Source organism: Pseudomonas sp. UBA1879 (genome assembly GCF_002338065.1).
GTDB lineage: Bacteria > Pseudomonadota > Gammaproteobacteria > Pseudomonadales > Pseudomonadaceae > Aquipseudomonas.
Genome location: NZ_DDHJ01000025.1, coordinates 24,332 through 37,389 on the forward strand (window position 1 = coordinate 24,332; position 13,058 = coordinate 37,389).

Consider the following 13,058-nt stretch of genomic DNA (forward strand, 5'->3'; position numbering starts at 1 on the left):
TTTTGTGAGGTTTATACGAAGCAGAGGGAAAGCGGTTCAGCGATGAACGCCGGCTTCTCCTGACCCTCGATTTCAAGCGTCGCCGTGGCTTTGAGCAGCCATTGCCCGGGCTTTTTCTCGATGACTTCGGCGAGGGTAACTTTTAGACGAACGCGCGAGTCGACTTTCACCGGCTGGATGAAACGCACGCTGTCGAGCCCGTAGTTCACGACCATCTTCATGCCTTCGGGCATCACCAGCAACGACTCCATGAGTTTCGGCATCAGCGACAACGACAGAAAACCGTGTGCGATGGTCGAACCGAATGGCGTCTGCGCTGCCTTGTCCGGGTCGACATGAATGAATTGGAAATCGCCAGTGGCTTCGGCAAACAGATTGATGCGCGCCTGGTCAATCAGCAGCCAGTCGGAGCTTCCCAGTTCCTTGCCTTCATAGTGCTTGAGTTCTGCAACGGGTACGTAGGGCATCGATACTCTCCTTGTGGATCGGTGGTGTTTTTTCATACGCGCGCGGCGAGCGGCGCTGTTATTGCTTCGCCTCAAGGGTCGCTCCTGAGGGTGTAGGAGTGAGCTTGCTCGCGATGGCGATCCGTCAGTGACAGTTAAAGGGCTTGGCACACCGCATTCGCGGGCAAGCGCGCTCCTACAGGATCAGGTACGTTTCTGATGGAGAGATCAGCACGCCACCCCAGGCCGGTCAAGAACCCTGCACGCCGCGAATACCGCATCATGCGTTGGCAAGCTGCGTGCTTATAATGTCGCCGCGAATGGGCGGGAGTTTTTCTATGTTGTTAAGAGGCCTGACATGGCTGGTGCTGTTCCAGTTGCTGGGAACGGCGTTGAATCATTTATTTCTGTCGATACTGCCGGGGCCAATCATCGGTCTGGTCTTGCTGATCATTTACCTCATGATTCGGGGCGAGGTCAGCGAACCTGTCAGCCTCGCGGCTAGCAGCCTGTTGCGCTACCTGCCGCTGTTGCTCGTACCGCCAGCGGTGGGGGTCATGGTATACGCCAGTCAGATCGCCGACGATTTCTGGGCCATTGTCGGTTCGTTGGTGCTGTCGTTGATGGTCTCGCTCACGTTCGCGGGCTGGTTGATGCAGAAGCTCATCGACCGCCAGGCTCGCCGTGAAGCTCTGCAGCGGGAACCGTCATGAATCTGGACTGGCAAGGCGCCTGGCTGTCGGTGATCCATCACCCGCTGTTCGGCATCGCGATCACCTTGGGGGCTTATCAATTGGTGCTCGCGGGGTATGAGAAAACCCGCTGGGTCTTTCTACAGCCAGTGCTGGTGTCGATGGCGGTGGTGATCGGTGTGCTGGTCGGTTGCGGAGTGGACTACGCCGAATACCGCAAAAGCACCGAGATCCTCAGCATTCTGCTCGGCCCCGCAACCGTGGCCCTGGCGGTGCCGCTGTATCTGAATCTGCGGCGGATTCGGCAGTTGTTCTGGCCGGTCTTGACTACGCTGGTGATGGGCGGCGTAGCGGCGACCGGGCTGTGCCTGTTGATCGGCTGGGGATTGGGGGCCAACCACATGATCCTGATGACCATGGCGCCGAAGTCGGTCACGTCGCCGATTGCCATGCTGGTGGCTGAGCAGATCGGCGGCGTGGCGGCGCTGGCGGCGGTTTTCGTGTTGATCACCGGCGTCATTGGGGGCATATTCGGCCCGGGCCTGTTGACCCTCGCGGGCGTGCAAAGCCCGGAAGCGCGCGGCATGGCGCTGGGGCTGACAGCCCACGCGGTCGGCACCTCGGCAGCGTTGCAGGAAGGCGAAGAATGCGGGGCCTTTGCGGCACTCGCCATGAGTTTGATGGGGGTCGCCACGGCGTTGTTCTTGCCACTGGCGGTGTCTCTGGTTGCGTGAGGGTGGGTCTATGTCGTTGCCGTTGTTTCCGTTGAACGCCGTGCTGTTTCCAGGGTGTGTCCTCGATTTACAGATATTCGAGGCGCGCTACCTGGACATGATTGGCCGCTGCATGAAACAAGGCGAAGGATTCGGCGTGGTGTGCATCACCGAAGGCAGTGAAGTCGGGGACGTGCCGGAAGGGTTTTCGCAGGTGGGGTGCGAGGCGCTGGTGACCGATTTTCAGCAGCAGGATAACGGCTTGCTGGGTATCCGCGTGATGGGCGGTCGGCGCTTTCGCGTCATCAGCGCCGAGGCCCAGCGCGACAATCTGCTGATGGCAGACGTCGAGTGGCTGGAAGAGCCCGAGGACAAGCCGCTGCAAGAAGAAGACGACGATCTGGTGGCATTGCTTGCGGCCCTGGCCGAGCACCCGATGGTGGCTGCCCTGAACATGGGACTCACCGCCAGCGGGCAGCAATCCTTGTCAAACCAGTTGGCGTACCTGCTGCCGTTTGCCGAAGAAGACAAGATCGAACTGCTGGAAATCGACGATGCCGAGGAGCGGCTAGACGCCATTCAGGACCTGCTCGATGAGATGCAGGGGGACATGCAGGCCTGACCGACATGCATGTCATGGGTAGGAGCGTGGCCTGTCCCGCGATCTGACGCGCAGCGGCAGAAAAATCTGGGAAGGTGTTTGTCTGTCACATCGCGTTTGCTGAATGTACTGCCGGTTCCCGGCAGATGGCGGGACAAGCCACGCGCCTACAATTCGGCGGTGCGTCAGTATTCGTACCTGACCAACCCATGGGTCAGCGAATGCGCTGCAAACCCGCCCAATATCAGCACAATTGCCGGCAATATCATCCACCACACCCGCAACGGAAGGGCAGGCAACGACTGTTTGTTCTGCACGAACGCCAGGCTTGTGGCGCAGGTGAAGAACGCCAGCAGCATCCCCGCCAGCACATCCGTGGGCCAGTGCACACCCAGGTAGACCCGCGAGACGCAGATAGACGCTGCGGGGATCACGCCGAGGGCCAGCCAGGTCAGCCGTAACCGCACCGGCTGCCCACGGCCAGCCAGCACCGCCAGCGTCATGAACAGCGCAAACGACGCCGACGAATGGCCGCTGGGCATGCTGAAGGTCGTCAAGGGTTCGGCCAGAATCTCGGGGCGCGCGCGGGCGAAGGTGTGTTTCATGGTCTGGTTGAGGATGGCCGTGCCCAACGTGGTCGAGCAGGCAAAGATCGCGTGGCGCCACTGGCGAGCCAGCACCAGGAGAATCAGCAATGCCCCCGCCGCACAAAATTGCGTCCTGAAATCTCCCAGCCCGGTGACCAGCACGACGAAGGTTTCCGCTGCTTCGCTGCGATGCTCTTGCACCAGCGTCATCACGCCCTGGTCGAGTTGTGCCAGGTACGGCCAGCCGAGGAACACCGCCGTCAGCAGGATCAGACAGGTCAAGGCGATGAGTTTGGTCGCATAATGCTTGCCCCGTGCGCTGGCCTGAATCCCTACCCCCAACAGAAGCGCCAGTCCCGCGCCGACCACTGCGGCTTCCGGCCAGAAACCTTCGGGCAGCGGCAAGCGGATGGCAGCCCCGGTGGCCCAGCCCGGCAGAATGTAGGCGACTGTCCAGCCGGCCGCCGCGACGACGCTGACCACGGCGAAACGTACGAAGGGCATGTCGAACATCCCCGCCACCATCGGCAGCATCGGGCGCAGCGGACCAATGAAACGCCCCACCAACAGGCTCGCGATGCCATAACGCTGAAAGTAGGTTTCTGCCCCTGCAATCCATTCCGGGTGTTGCCGCAGCCCTGGAAGTCGTCGAATGTTCTGATGGAAACGTCGACCCAGGAAGTAGGAAATGAAGTCCCCCAGCAGCCCGCCGAGGAAACCCAGCAGCAGTGCTTGGCTCAGCGGTAGAATCCCGCTGCCGGCCAATGCGGCGATCGCGAACAGCGCCACGGTGCCCGGCACAATGATTCCGGCGATGGCCATGCATTCGAGAAACGACACCAGAAACACCGCCGCCCCCAGCCAGGACGGGTTTGCGCTCAGCCATGAGGTGATGCTGTCGATCCATGAGCTCATGGGTCAGTTTCCTTGCTCGATGATGAGGTAGTCGCGGCCTTCGACTTGCCCGCGGCGCACCGGGTTCCGCGTGCAGAACCGCGCATACGCGGCGTCCACGAAGCGGTACATCAGGTGTTCGTCTCGCCCGGAAGGAATGCCCAAGCGGGTGGTCTGGATGATTCGCGCAGGCCGTTGGCCCACATCGTCGACGAAAATCTGCTCGTCATCGAAGCGCTTGCCGTCCCACATCGGCACCTTCAGGCCCAACGCTTTGCACAGTAGCGTCTGCCCCGCGCACAGCCGCTCTGGCGCGCGGACGTTGCCGCTGGCATCAGGGTTGTTGAGCAGCATCTGCGCAAGGCTGTTCTCGCCCGACAGCGTGTCGACCCACGGATAGGCGGATTTGATCAGCACGGCATTGCCCGGCCCTCCGGCGCTGAAGTTCAGCGAGTCGCCGCCACGCGCGTAATACATATAAATGTGGCCGCCATCCAGAAACAAAGCCTTACGTTTTTCTGTGTAGCCGAGGGACGCGTGGCTGCCTTTTTCCTCGAGGTAATACGCTTCGGTCTCTATGATGCGCGCCGACAACCACAACTCCCCAACCTTGTGCCGTACCACCTTGCCCAGCAAATCGCGGGCGAGCGTCTGAGCATCGCGGTTGAAGAAGCTGTCGGGCAGGGCACGGCGGGCGTGGTCGGGCATAAATAGGCAACGTGGTGAAGTGGCTGGCGATCATAGCAATCCTGGGCTTAATTGCAGCTGAATGGCGGGGCGCCTTTCCCGCCGTTACCGATCAGGGCACTCCCACAGGCGCCCGCGTGAGCCAGGTAAAAACGTGGCGGGACGTGGCCAGGGCGAAAACTTCACCCGACAAATCCCGCCTATTTCGACCATCCGCCCGTCGCCGCTGTCGTTCGTCACGCCCGACAGCTATAATCGGCCGCTTTCCTCTCTGCCAAGACCTCTGAGACCATGACTGAGTCCGTTCTTGACTACATGACCCGACTGGGTCGCGCCGCCCGCGACGCGTCGCGTGTGATCGGCCGCGCCAGCACTGCGCAGAAAAACCGTGCTCTGGCGGGCACTGCCGCCGCGCTGGATGCTGCCCGCGATGAGCTGGCCGCCGCCAACGAGCAGGACTTGGCCGCAGGCCGCGCTAATGGTCTGGAACCCGCACTCCTTGAACGTCTCGCTCTGACCCCGGCTCGCATCGACAGCATGATCGCCGGTTTGCGTCAGGTCGCCAGCCTGCCGGACCCGATCGGCACTCTGCGCGACATGAATTTCCAGCCGTCCGGCATTCAGGTCGGCAAGATGCGCGTCCCGCTGGGCGTGGTCGGCATCATTTATGAGTCGCGCCCGAACGTGACCATCGACGCCGCCAGCCTGTGTCTCAAGTCCGGCAACGCCACCATCCTGCGCGGCGGTTCCGAGGCCATTCACTCCAATCGCGCCATTGCCGCCTGCATTCAACGCGGCCTGGACGAAGCCGGTCTGCCGGCAGCGGTCGTGCAAGTCGTCGAGACCACTGACCGCGCTGCCGTGGGCGCGCTGATCACCATGCCTGATTATGTGGACGTCATCGTCCCGCGCGGTGGCAAAGGGCTGATCGAGCGCGTCAGTCGCGATGCCAAGGTGCCGGTCATCAAGCACCTGGACGGTATTTGCCATGTCTACGTCAGTGCCCACGCGGACCTTGCCTCAGCGCTGCGCATCGCGTTCAACGCCAAGACTTACCGCTACGGCATCTGTGGCGCGATGGAAACGCTGCTGGTCGACCAAGCCATCGCCGCTGATTTCCTGCCACAGATGGCCGCGCAGTTGCGCGAAAAAGGTGTCGAGCTGCGCGGTTGCGAGCGCACCCGTGAACTGATCGACGCGATTCCCGCGACCGAAGAAGACTGGCACACCGAATACCTGGCGCCGATCCTGTCGATCCGGATAGTCACCGGGCTGGATCAGGCCATCGAACACATCAATCATTACGGCTCGCACCACAGCGACGCGATCATCTCCGACTCTCAGGCTCAGACTCGCCGTTTCATGACCGAGGTCGACTCCAGTTCGGTGATGATCAACGCGCCGACCAGCTTCGCGGACGGCTTCGAGTACGGCCTTGGCGCCGAGATCGGTATTTCCACCGACAAGATTCACGCCCGTGGCCCGGTCGGTCTGGAAGGGCTGACCTGCGAGAAGTACATCGTGGTCGGCGACGGTCGTCAGTTGCGTGGGCAGGGGCCGGCCTGACTTGGTCGATCTTCGGCCGCCTGCAGGCAACAAGGCGAACACGGTGACCGAGCCTGCCGGGAAAACGGCGTCTGTCCCGCGCGGCCCGAAACGCATCGGCATGCTGGGTGGGACGTTCGACCCCGTTCACATCGGCCATTTGCGCGGCGCGCTGGAAGTCGCCGCATTGCTTGAACTCGATGAGTTGCGCCTGACGCCCAGCGCCAGGCCGCCTCATCGCGACACGCCCAGTGTGTCGGCGCAGGACCGTCTGGCGATGGTCCGCAGTGCCGTGCAGGGCGTATCGCCATTGACGGTGGATGACCGCGAACTGTTGCGGGACAAACCGTCGTACACCATCGACACGCTGGAATCGATGCGCGCTGAGTTGGCCGTCGATGATCAGCTGTTTTTGTTGTTGGGATGGGACGCCTTTTGTGGGCTGCCCTCCTGGCACCGTTGGGAAGAGTTGCTGGAGCACTGCCATATCGTGGTGCTGCAACGCCCGGACGCCGACAGCGAGTCGCCAGACGCCATGCGTAACCTGCTGGCGGCGCGCGCCGTCAGCGATCCGAAAGCCCTGAAGGGGCCGGGCGGACACATTACATTCGTCTGGCAGACGCCGTTGTCGGTGTCTGCCACCCAGATCCGTCACCTGCTGGCCAGCGGGAAGTCGGTACGTTTTCTGGTGCCAGACGCAGTACTGGCCTACATCGAGGCGCACGGGCTGTACCGTGCGCCCAATTGAAATTGAATGAGTTTTTTATGACACAGCAAAAACACAACGTATCCGGCGAAGAGCTGGTTGAACTGGCCAAGGCCGCTCTGGAAGACGTCAAGGCTCAGGACATCCTGGTCATCGACGTCAAGGACAAGCACAGCCTGACCGACTACATGGTGATCGCCACCGGTACGTCGAACCGCCAGATCAACGCCATGCTCGACAAGGTTCGCGAGAACGTCAAAGCCAAGGGCGCTCAGCCCCTGGGTGAAGAAGGCAAAGGCGAAAGCGATTGGGTACTGCTCGATCTGGGCGACGTGATCGTGCACATGATGACGGCGGCCGCTCGCCAGTTCTACGACCTGGAACGCCTGTGGCAGGGTGCCGAGCAGAGCCGTGCCGCCAGTGGCGCGCACCACACGCCGGGCAATGAATAAGGGCTCGTCGTGCGTCTGCGTCTGATTGCTGTCGGTTCACGCATGCCGAAATGGGTGGAAGAGGGTTGGCACGAATATGCCAAGCGTCTGCCCTCCGAACTGGCCCTTGAACTGGTAGAGATTCCGCTCAACACCCGAGGCAAGAACGCCGACGTGGCGCGCCTGATCCGTCAGGAAGGTGAGGCCATGCTGGCGAAGGTGCAACCGGGCGAGCGGATCGTCACGCTCGAGGTTCACGGCAAGCCGTGGAGCACCGAGCAGCTGGCAACGGAGCTGGATCGCTGGCGTCTGGATTCGCGCACGGTGAACCTCATGGTGGGCGGTCCTGAAGGCCTGGCGCCGGAGGTGTGCGCCCGCGCCGAGCAGCGCTGGTCGTTGTCGCCGCTGACGTTGCCGCACCCGTTGGTGCGCATCCTAATCGGTGAGCAGATTTATCGTGCCTGGACGGTATTGTCCGGTCACCCTTATCACAAGTAGCGCTGCTGCCTTGACTGTGAACACGCCCTAAATGTCTCAGCCGATTCGCCTGAAAGATCACGAAAAGGACGCACGCCTGGTGCGCAACCGGGTCGTGGTCGGTGCCGTGATCGTGATCGTGCTGATCTGCGTGCTGGTGGCGCGTCTCTATTTTCTGCAGGTCATTCAGTACGAGTACCACTCGACCCTGTCGGAAAACAACCGGGTCCATGTGCAACCGATTCCGCCGAGTCGCGGGCTGATTTTTGATCGCAATGGCGTGGTGATCGCCGACAACCGGCCCAGCTTCAACCTGAGCATGACCCGCGAGCGCTCTGGCGGGGAATGGGCCAAGGTGCTCGACACCATCGTCGAGGTGCTGGAGCTGACCCCGGACGACCGGATCATCTTCGAAAAACGCATGAAACAAGGGCGGCGGCCGTTCGAGCCGGTGCCGATTCTGTTCGAGCTGACCGAAGAGCAGATCGCCCGGATCGCCGTGAATCAGTTCCGCTTGCCCGGCGTCGAGGTGGTCGCGCAGTTGATGCGGCATTACCCGCAGGGCGCGCATTTCGCCCATTCTGTCGGCTACATGGGGCGGATCAACGAGAAAGAGCTGAAAAGCCTCGACTCGGTGAATTACAGCGGCACACACCACATCGGCAAGACCGGCATCGAGCGCTTCTACGAGCCGGAGCTGCATGGTCAGGTTGGCTACGAAGAGGTCGAAACCAACGCCCGCGGCCGCGTACTGCGCGTGCTGAAACGCACTGACCCGGTGCCCGGCAAGGACATCGTTCTGAGCCTCGACATTCAACTGCAAGAAGCCGCCGAAGTCGCCCTGGGCGGGCGGCGCGGAGCGGTGGTGGCGCTGGACCCGAATACCGGGGAAGTGCTGGCGATGGTCAGCCAACCAAGTTTCGACCCGAACCTGTTCGTCACCGGGATCAGCTTCAAAGCCTATTCCGAACTGCGGGATTCGGTGGACCGTCCGCTGTTCAACCGCATTCTGCGCGGCCTGTACCCACCGGGTTCGACCATCAAGCCCGCTGTGGCCATCGCCGGTCTGGACACGGGCGTCGTGACCGCCAGTACGCGGGTGTTCGACCCCGGCTATTACATGCTGCCGAACTATGACCACAAATACCGCAACTGGAACCGCACCGGTGACGGCTGGGTCGACCTCGACACCGCGATCATGCGCTCCAACGACACTTATTTTTACGACCTGGCCCACAAGGTCGGCATCGATCGGCTGTCCGCGTACCTCAATAAATTCGGCATCGGGCAGAAAGTCTCGCTGGACATGTTCGAAGAGTCGCCAGGCCTGATGCCATCGCGCGACTGGAAACGCATCACCCGCCGCCAGGCCTGGTTCCCTGGGGAAACGCTGATCCTCGGGATCGGTCAGGGCTACATGCAGGCCACCCCGCTGCAACTGGCCCAAGCCACGGCGCTGGTGGCGAACAAGGGCAAGTGGAACCGGCCGCATCTGGCCCGGACCATCGAAGGCCAGAAGCCGGTGGATGAGAACCCCATGCCCGATATCGTGCTGCGTGACCCGTCCGACTGGGCGAAGGTCAACCATGGCATGCAGCAGGTCATGCACGGCGCCCGGGGCACCGCACGCAAAGCAGCGATCGGCGCGCAATATCGCATTGCGGGCAAGAGTGGTACGGCGCAGGTCGTGGCCATTCGTCAGGGCGAGAAATACGACCGCTCGAAAGTGCAGGAGCGTCACCGCGACCACGCGCTTTTCGTAGGCTTCGCGCCGGCCGACAACCCCAAGATTGTCGTGGCGGTCATGATCGAAAACGGCGAGTCCGGCTCCGGTGCCGCCGCGCCCGTGGTACGCCAGGTCATGGACGCCTGGTTGCTCGACCCGCAAGGTCATTTGAAACCCGAATACGCCGCCAACACACAGCCTCCGGAGACCGCGGCCCGTGAAGAGTAATTTCGACCGCATCCTCTCCAGCGAAGACGTGATGCGCCGACGTGCCACGTTCCTGCAGAAAATCCACGTCGACGGTCCGCTGCTGATCCTGCTGCTGACACTGGCGGCCGGCAGCCTGTTCGTCCTGTATTCCGCCAGCGGCAAAAGCTGGGACCTGCTGATCAAGCAGGCCACGTCGTTCGGCATCGGGCTGGTGTCGATGTTCGTCATTGCGCAGTTGGAACCGCGTTTCATGGCGCGCTGGGTGCCGATTGCCTACGTGCTCGGGGTGTTGCTGCTGGTGGCGGTAGACGTGATGGGGCACAACGCCATGGGCGCGACCCGGTGGATCAACATCCCGGGGGTCATCCGTTTTCAGCCGTCGGAATTCATGAAAATCATCATGCCGGCCACCATCGCCTGGTACCTGTCCAAACGCACGCTACCGCCGCATCTGAAGCACGTTGCAGTGAGTCTCGGACTGATCGGCCTGCCGTTCATCCTGATCGTGCGTCAGCCTGACCTTGGCACGTCGCTGCTGATTCTGGCGTCCGGCACCTTCGTACTGTTCATGGCCGGTCTGCGCTGGCGCTGGATCATCGGCGTGATCGCAGCGGCGGTCCCGGTGGCTGTGGCCATGTGGTTCTTCTTCATGCACGACTACCAGAAGCAGCGCATCCTCACGTTCCTCGACCCGGAAAGCGATCCCCTCGGCACTGGCTGGAACATCATTCAGTCCAAGGCCGCCATCGGCTCGGGCGGAGTGTTCGGCAAAGGCTGGCTGCTCGGTACGCAGTCGCACCTCGACTTTCTGCCGGAAAGCCACACGGACTTCATCATCGCGGTCCTTGGCGAAGAGTTCGGGCTGGTGGGCATTTGCGCGCTGTTGTTGATTTATCTGCTGCTAATCGGTCGTGGGCTGGTGATCACCGCTCAGGCGCAAACGCTCTACGGCAAGCTGCTCGCAGGTAGCCTGACCATGACATTTTTTGTTTACGTTTTCGTCAACATCGGTATGGTCAGCGGTTTGCTGCCGGTGGTTGGGGTGCCGTTGCCCTTCATTAGCTACGGCGGAACTTCGCTGGTGACGCTGCTGTCAGCGTTTGGTGTTTTGATGTCGATCCATACCCACCGCAAATGGATCGCTCAGGTTTGATTAAGGTGAACAACTCAATGCAAGTAGTGCGTGGCTGGGCTGCTCGATATGCGCCGCTGGTCGGTCTGATGGGCATCCTCGGGTCCGTGCAGGAGTCGTTTGGCGGTGATTATGAAGGCTCGCCCCAAGTGGCTCAGTTCGTCAGCGACATGACCCGGGATTACGGGTTTGCAGGCGAGCAGCTGATCGAGGTTTTTCGCAACGTCGAGCGCAAACAGTCCATTCTCGACGCCATTTCACGCCCCGCCGAGCGAGTGAAACCCTGGAAAGATTACCGCCCTATGTTCCTCACCGATGCGCGCATCGCGCGGGGCGTGGATTTCTGGCGGCAGCATGAAGCGACCCTCGCCCGTGCGGAGCAGGAGTACGGTGTGCCGGCGCAGGTGATCGTGGCGATCATCGGCGTCGAAACCTTTTTCGGACGCAATACCGGAAATTATCGGGTGATCGATGCCTTATCGACGCTGGGTTTCGACTACCCGCCGCGCGCCGACTTCTTCCGCAAGGAGTTGCGTGAGTTCTTATTGCTGGCCCGGGAAGAACAGGTGGACCCGCTGACCTTGAAAGGCTCTTACGCCGGGGCGATGGGCCTGCCGCAGTTCATGCCGAGCAGCTTCCGTGCGTATGCGGTGGATTTCGATGGCGATGGCCACATCAACATCTGGAACGATCCGGATGACGCAATTGGCAGTGTCGCCAGCTATTTCAAGCGTCATGGCTGGGTCGCGGGTGAGCCGGTGGTCAGCCTGGCGACCGTTCGCGGCGACCGTGCCGATGAAGGATTGAGTCCCGGCATCGAGCCAGTAAAGACCGTCGGGGAGTTGCGAGCCTTGGGGTGGGCGAGTCATGATGCGCTGCGCGATGATATGCCGGTCACGGCGTTTCGCCTGGAAGGCGACAAAGGCCCTGAATACTGGATGGGTTTGAAGAATTTTTACGCAATCACGCGTTACAACCGCAGCGTGATGTACGCGATGGCCGTGCATCAGCTGTCTGAACTGCTTGTTCAAGCTCGGGGCGTCAAGTAATGCGGTCATTGCCGATCAAACAACCATTGAAGCTGATGGCCTTCACGGCGCTGACCTTGCTCGTCGCCAGTTGCTCCAGCACTCACAGCAGTCGACCGACGCAGCAGGGCAACATCATCCGTGCGCAACCGGGGCTGGACATCAACCGCGCGCACAAAGACGGTGCGCCGTGGTGGGACGTCGACGTGTCGCGCATCCCCGATGCCGTACCGACGCTGCACACCGGCCCTTATAAAGCCAACCCTTACACCGTACTGGGCAAGACCTACTTTCCGCTGAGCGACTCTGCAAGCTACAACCAGACCGGCACGGCCTCGTGGTACGGCACCAAATTCCATGGCCAGAACACGGCCAACGGCGAAGTGTACGACCTGTACGGTATGAGCGCGGCGCACAAGACGCTGCCGCTGCCCAGCTATGTTCGCGTGACCAATCTGGACAACAACCGCACGGTGATCCTGCGGGTCAACGACCGTGGGCCGTTCTATTCCGACCGGATCATCGACTTGTCCTACGCTGCCGCGAAGAAGCTCGGTTATGCCGAAATCGGTACAGCGCGGGTGAAAGTCGAGGGCATCGACCCGGCTCAGTACTGGGCGCAGCGCGGCAAACCGGCCCCATTGATGCTCGATCAACCGCAAGTGGCAATCAGTGGCCCCACTGCCAGACCGCAACCTGCAGCGCCGGTGATCACGGCGTCGGCAGGCACCATCGAGCAATGGACGCCGCCACCGCAACAGCACGCCGCACCGGTATCGCCCGTTCCGATCGACGCAAAAAAAAACGCTTCCGGACAAGTGTCTGGGCTGTTTCTCCAGGTGGGAGCCTTCGCCAACCCGGACGCTGCGGAACTCCTGAGGTCGAAACTGAGCGGGATGGTTCGGGCCCCGGTTTTCGTCAGCTCGATAGCGCGCAATCAACAGACGCTCTATCGCGTGCGGATGGGGCCGGTCGGCACGCCGGGTGAAGCCCAGCAACTGCAGAACAGCGTACGGTCGGCCAACCTGGGTTCGCCGAGCGTCGTGACGTCGGATCAATGAAACGAGCGATGATTCGAACCTTGGCAACGAGGCCGGATCGAAGTGGCCTGGCAGACGACCGGCCACCAGAGCGAGCGTTGTCAGCAGCTTTTCACGGGGGCATCTGTAGAATGTCACCCCGT

14 protein-coding genes are annotated in these 13,058 nt (G+C 61.6%); 11 read left to right on the forward strand and 3 right to left on the reverse strand.

Annotated features, from left to right (window positions below; all coding sequences use genetic code 11):
* Positions 1–11 precede the first annotated feature (11 nt).
* On the reverse strand, positions 12–467 hold the full coding sequence (locus tag B3N48_RS25900; RefSeq protein ID WP_296188580.1) for a MaoC family dehydratase: 456 nt from the start codon (positions 465–467) through the stop codon (positions 12–14).
* A gap of 317 nt (positions 468–784) precedes the next feature.
* On the opposite strand from B3N48_RS25900, the gene B3N48_RS25905 reads away from it, so the two are divergent.
* Genes B3N48_RS25905 through B3N48_RS25915 form a run of 3 tightly spaced genes read left to right on the forward strand, consistent with a single transcriptional unit; the run spans position 785 to position 2,473 of the window.
* On the forward strand, positions 785–1,159 hold the full coding sequence (locus tag B3N48_RS25905) for a CidA/LrgA family protein (RefSeq protein ID WP_296188582.1): 375 nt from the start codon (positions 785–787) through the stop codon (positions 1,157–1,159).
* Positions 1,160–1,161: 2 nt separating this feature from the next.
* Complete coding sequence (locus B3N48_RS25910; RefSeq protein WP_414704290.1) at positions 1,162–1,872, forward strand: LrgB family protein; 711 nt, start codon at positions 1,162–1,164, stop codon at positions 1,870–1,872.
* Positions 1,873–1,882: 10 nt separating this feature from the next.
* Positions 1,883–2,473: an LON peptidase substrate-binding domain-containing protein gene (locus B3N48_RS25915; protein ID WP_296188584.1), complete on the forward strand. Its 591-nt coding sequence runs from the start codon at positions 1,883–1,885 to the stop codon at positions 2,471–2,473.
* Positions 2,474–2,637: 164 nt separating this feature from the next.
* Here B3N48_RS25915 and B3N48_RS25920 read toward each other — a convergent pair whose 3' ends face one another.
* Together B3N48_RS25920 and B3N48_RS25925 are read right to left on the reverse strand one after the other, a co-directional pair.
* Complete coding sequence (locus B3N48_RS25920; protein WP_296188586.1) at positions 2,638–3,954, reverse strand: bifunctional DedA family/phosphatase PAP2 family protein; 1,317 nt, start codon at positions 3,952–3,954, stop codon at positions 2,638–2,640.
* Positions 3,955–3,957: 3 nt separating this feature from the next.
* Complete coding sequence (locus B3N48_RS25925) at positions 3,958–4,641, reverse strand: DNA-3-methyladenine glycosylase (protein WP_296188587.1); 684 nt, start codon at positions 4,639–4,641, stop codon at positions 3,958–3,960.
* A gap of 270 nt (positions 4,642–4,911) precedes the next feature.
* On the opposite strand from B3N48_RS25925, the gene B3N48_RS25930 reads away from it, so the two are divergent.
* From B3N48_RS25930 to B3N48_RS25965, 8 genes are all read left to right on the forward strand, one after another.
* Entirely contained in the window at positions 4,912–6,186 is a 1,275-nt protein-coding gene (locus tag B3N48_RS25930) for a glutamate-5-semialdehyde dehydrogenase (protein WP_296188588.1), read from the forward strand.
* A gap of 100 nt (positions 6,187–6,286) precedes the next feature.
* A complete protein-coding gene (gene nadD, locus B3N48_RS25935; protein WP_296188710.1) occupies positions 6,287–6,913 on the forward strand; it encodes a nicotinate-nucleotide adenylyltransferase in 627 nt (208 codons plus the stop codon).
* Between the two features lie 17 nt (positions 6,914–6,930).
* Complete coding sequence (gene rsfS / locus B3N48_RS25940) at positions 6,931–7,323, forward strand: ribosome silencing factor (protein WP_296188591.1); 393 nt, start codon at positions 6,931–6,933, stop codon at positions 7,321–7,323.
* Between the two features lie 9 nt (positions 7,324–7,332).
* Positions 7,333–7,800 carry a 23S rRNA (pseudouridine(1915)-N(3))-methyltransferase RlmH gene (gene rlmH, locus B3N48_RS25945; protein WP_166597476.1) on the forward strand — a complete coding sequence of 156 codons (468 nt, stop codon included), beginning with the start codon at positions 7,333–7,335 and terminating at the stop codon, positions 7,798–7,800.
* Positions 7,801–7,831: 31 nt separating this feature from the next.
* Positions 7,832–9,733, forward strand: a complete 1,902-nt coding sequence (gene mrdA, locus B3N48_RS25950; RefSeq protein WP_296188593.1) for a penicillin-binding protein 2 — start codon at positions 7,832–7,834, stop codon at positions 9,731–9,733.
* Positions 9,734–9,764: 31 nt separating this feature from the next.
* Positions 9,765–10,868, forward strand: a complete 1,104-nt coding sequence (gene rodA, locus B3N48_RS25955; RefSeq protein WP_296188712.1) for a rod shape-determining protein RodA — start codon at positions 9,765–9,767, stop codon at positions 10,866–10,868.
* A gap of 17 nt (positions 10,869–10,885) precedes the next feature.
* Positions 10,886–11,896 carry a lytic murein transglycosylase B gene (mltB, locus tag B3N48_RS25960; RefSeq protein ID WP_296188595.1) on the forward strand — a complete coding sequence of 337 codons (1,011 nt, stop codon included), beginning with the start codon at positions 10,886–10,888 and terminating at the stop codon, positions 11,894–11,896.
* Positions 11,896–12,936 carry a septal ring lytic transglycosylase RlpA family protein gene (locus B3N48_RS25965; protein ID WP_296188597.1) on the forward strand — a complete coding sequence of 347 codons (1,041 nt, stop codon included), beginning with the start codon at positions 11,896–11,898 and terminating at the stop codon, positions 12,934–12,936. Before mltB ends, B3N48_RS25965 begins: the two co-directional genes overlap by 1 nt.
* The last annotated feature ends 122 nt before the right edge of the window (positions 12,937–13,058 follow it).

Excerpts from the sequence above, each read along its gene's own strand:
- rsfS (WP_296188591.1), top strand. The coding sequence starts at position 6,931 with ATGACACAGCAAAAACACAACGTATCCGGCGAAGAGCTGGTTGAACTG.
- B3N48_RS25930 (WP_296188588.1), top strand. The coding sequence starts at position 4,912 with ATGACTGAGTCCGTTCTTGACTACATGACCCGACTGGGTCGCGCCGCC.
- B3N48_RS25925 (WP_296188587.1), bottom strand. The coding sequence starts at position 4,641 with ATGCCCGACCACGCCCGCCGTGCCCTGCCCGACAGCTTCTTCAACCGC.
- mrdA (WP_296188593.1), top strand. The coding sequence starts at position 7,832 with ATGTCTCAGCCGATTCGCCTGAAAGATCACGAAAAGGACGCACGCCTG.
- B3N48_RS25920 (WP_296188586.1), bottom strand. The coding sequence starts at position 3,954 with ATGAGCTCATGGATCGACAGCATCACCTCATGGCTGAGCGCAAACCCG.
- nadD (WP_296188710.1), top strand. The coding sequence starts at position 6,287 with ATGCTGGGTGGGACGTTCGACCCCGTTCACATCGGCCATTTGCGCGGC.
- B3N48_RS25905 (WP_296188582.1), top strand. The coding sequence starts at position 785 with ATGTTGTTAAGAGGCCTGACATGGCTGGTGCTGTTCCAGTTGCTGGGA.
- mltB (WP_296188595.1), top strand. The coding sequence starts at position 10,886 with ATGCAAGTAGTGCGTGGCTGGGCTGCTCGATATGCGCCGCTGGTCGGT.
- B3N48_RS25915 (WP_296188584.1), top strand. The coding sequence starts at position 1,883 with ATGTCGTTGCCGTTGTTTCCGTTGAACGCCGTGCTGTTTCCAGGGTGT.
- rodA (WP_296188712.1), top strand. The coding sequence starts at position 9,765 with ATGCGCCGACGTGCCACGTTCCTGCAGAAAATCCACGTCGACGGTCCG.
- B3N48_RS25900 (WP_296188580.1), bottom strand. The coding sequence starts at position 467 with ATGCCCTACGTACCCGTTGCAGAACTCAAGCACTATGAAGGCAAGGAA.
- B3N48_RS25965 (WP_296188597.1), top strand. The coding sequence starts at position 11,896 with ATGCGGTCATTGCCGATCAAACAACCATTGAAGCTGATGGCCTTCACG.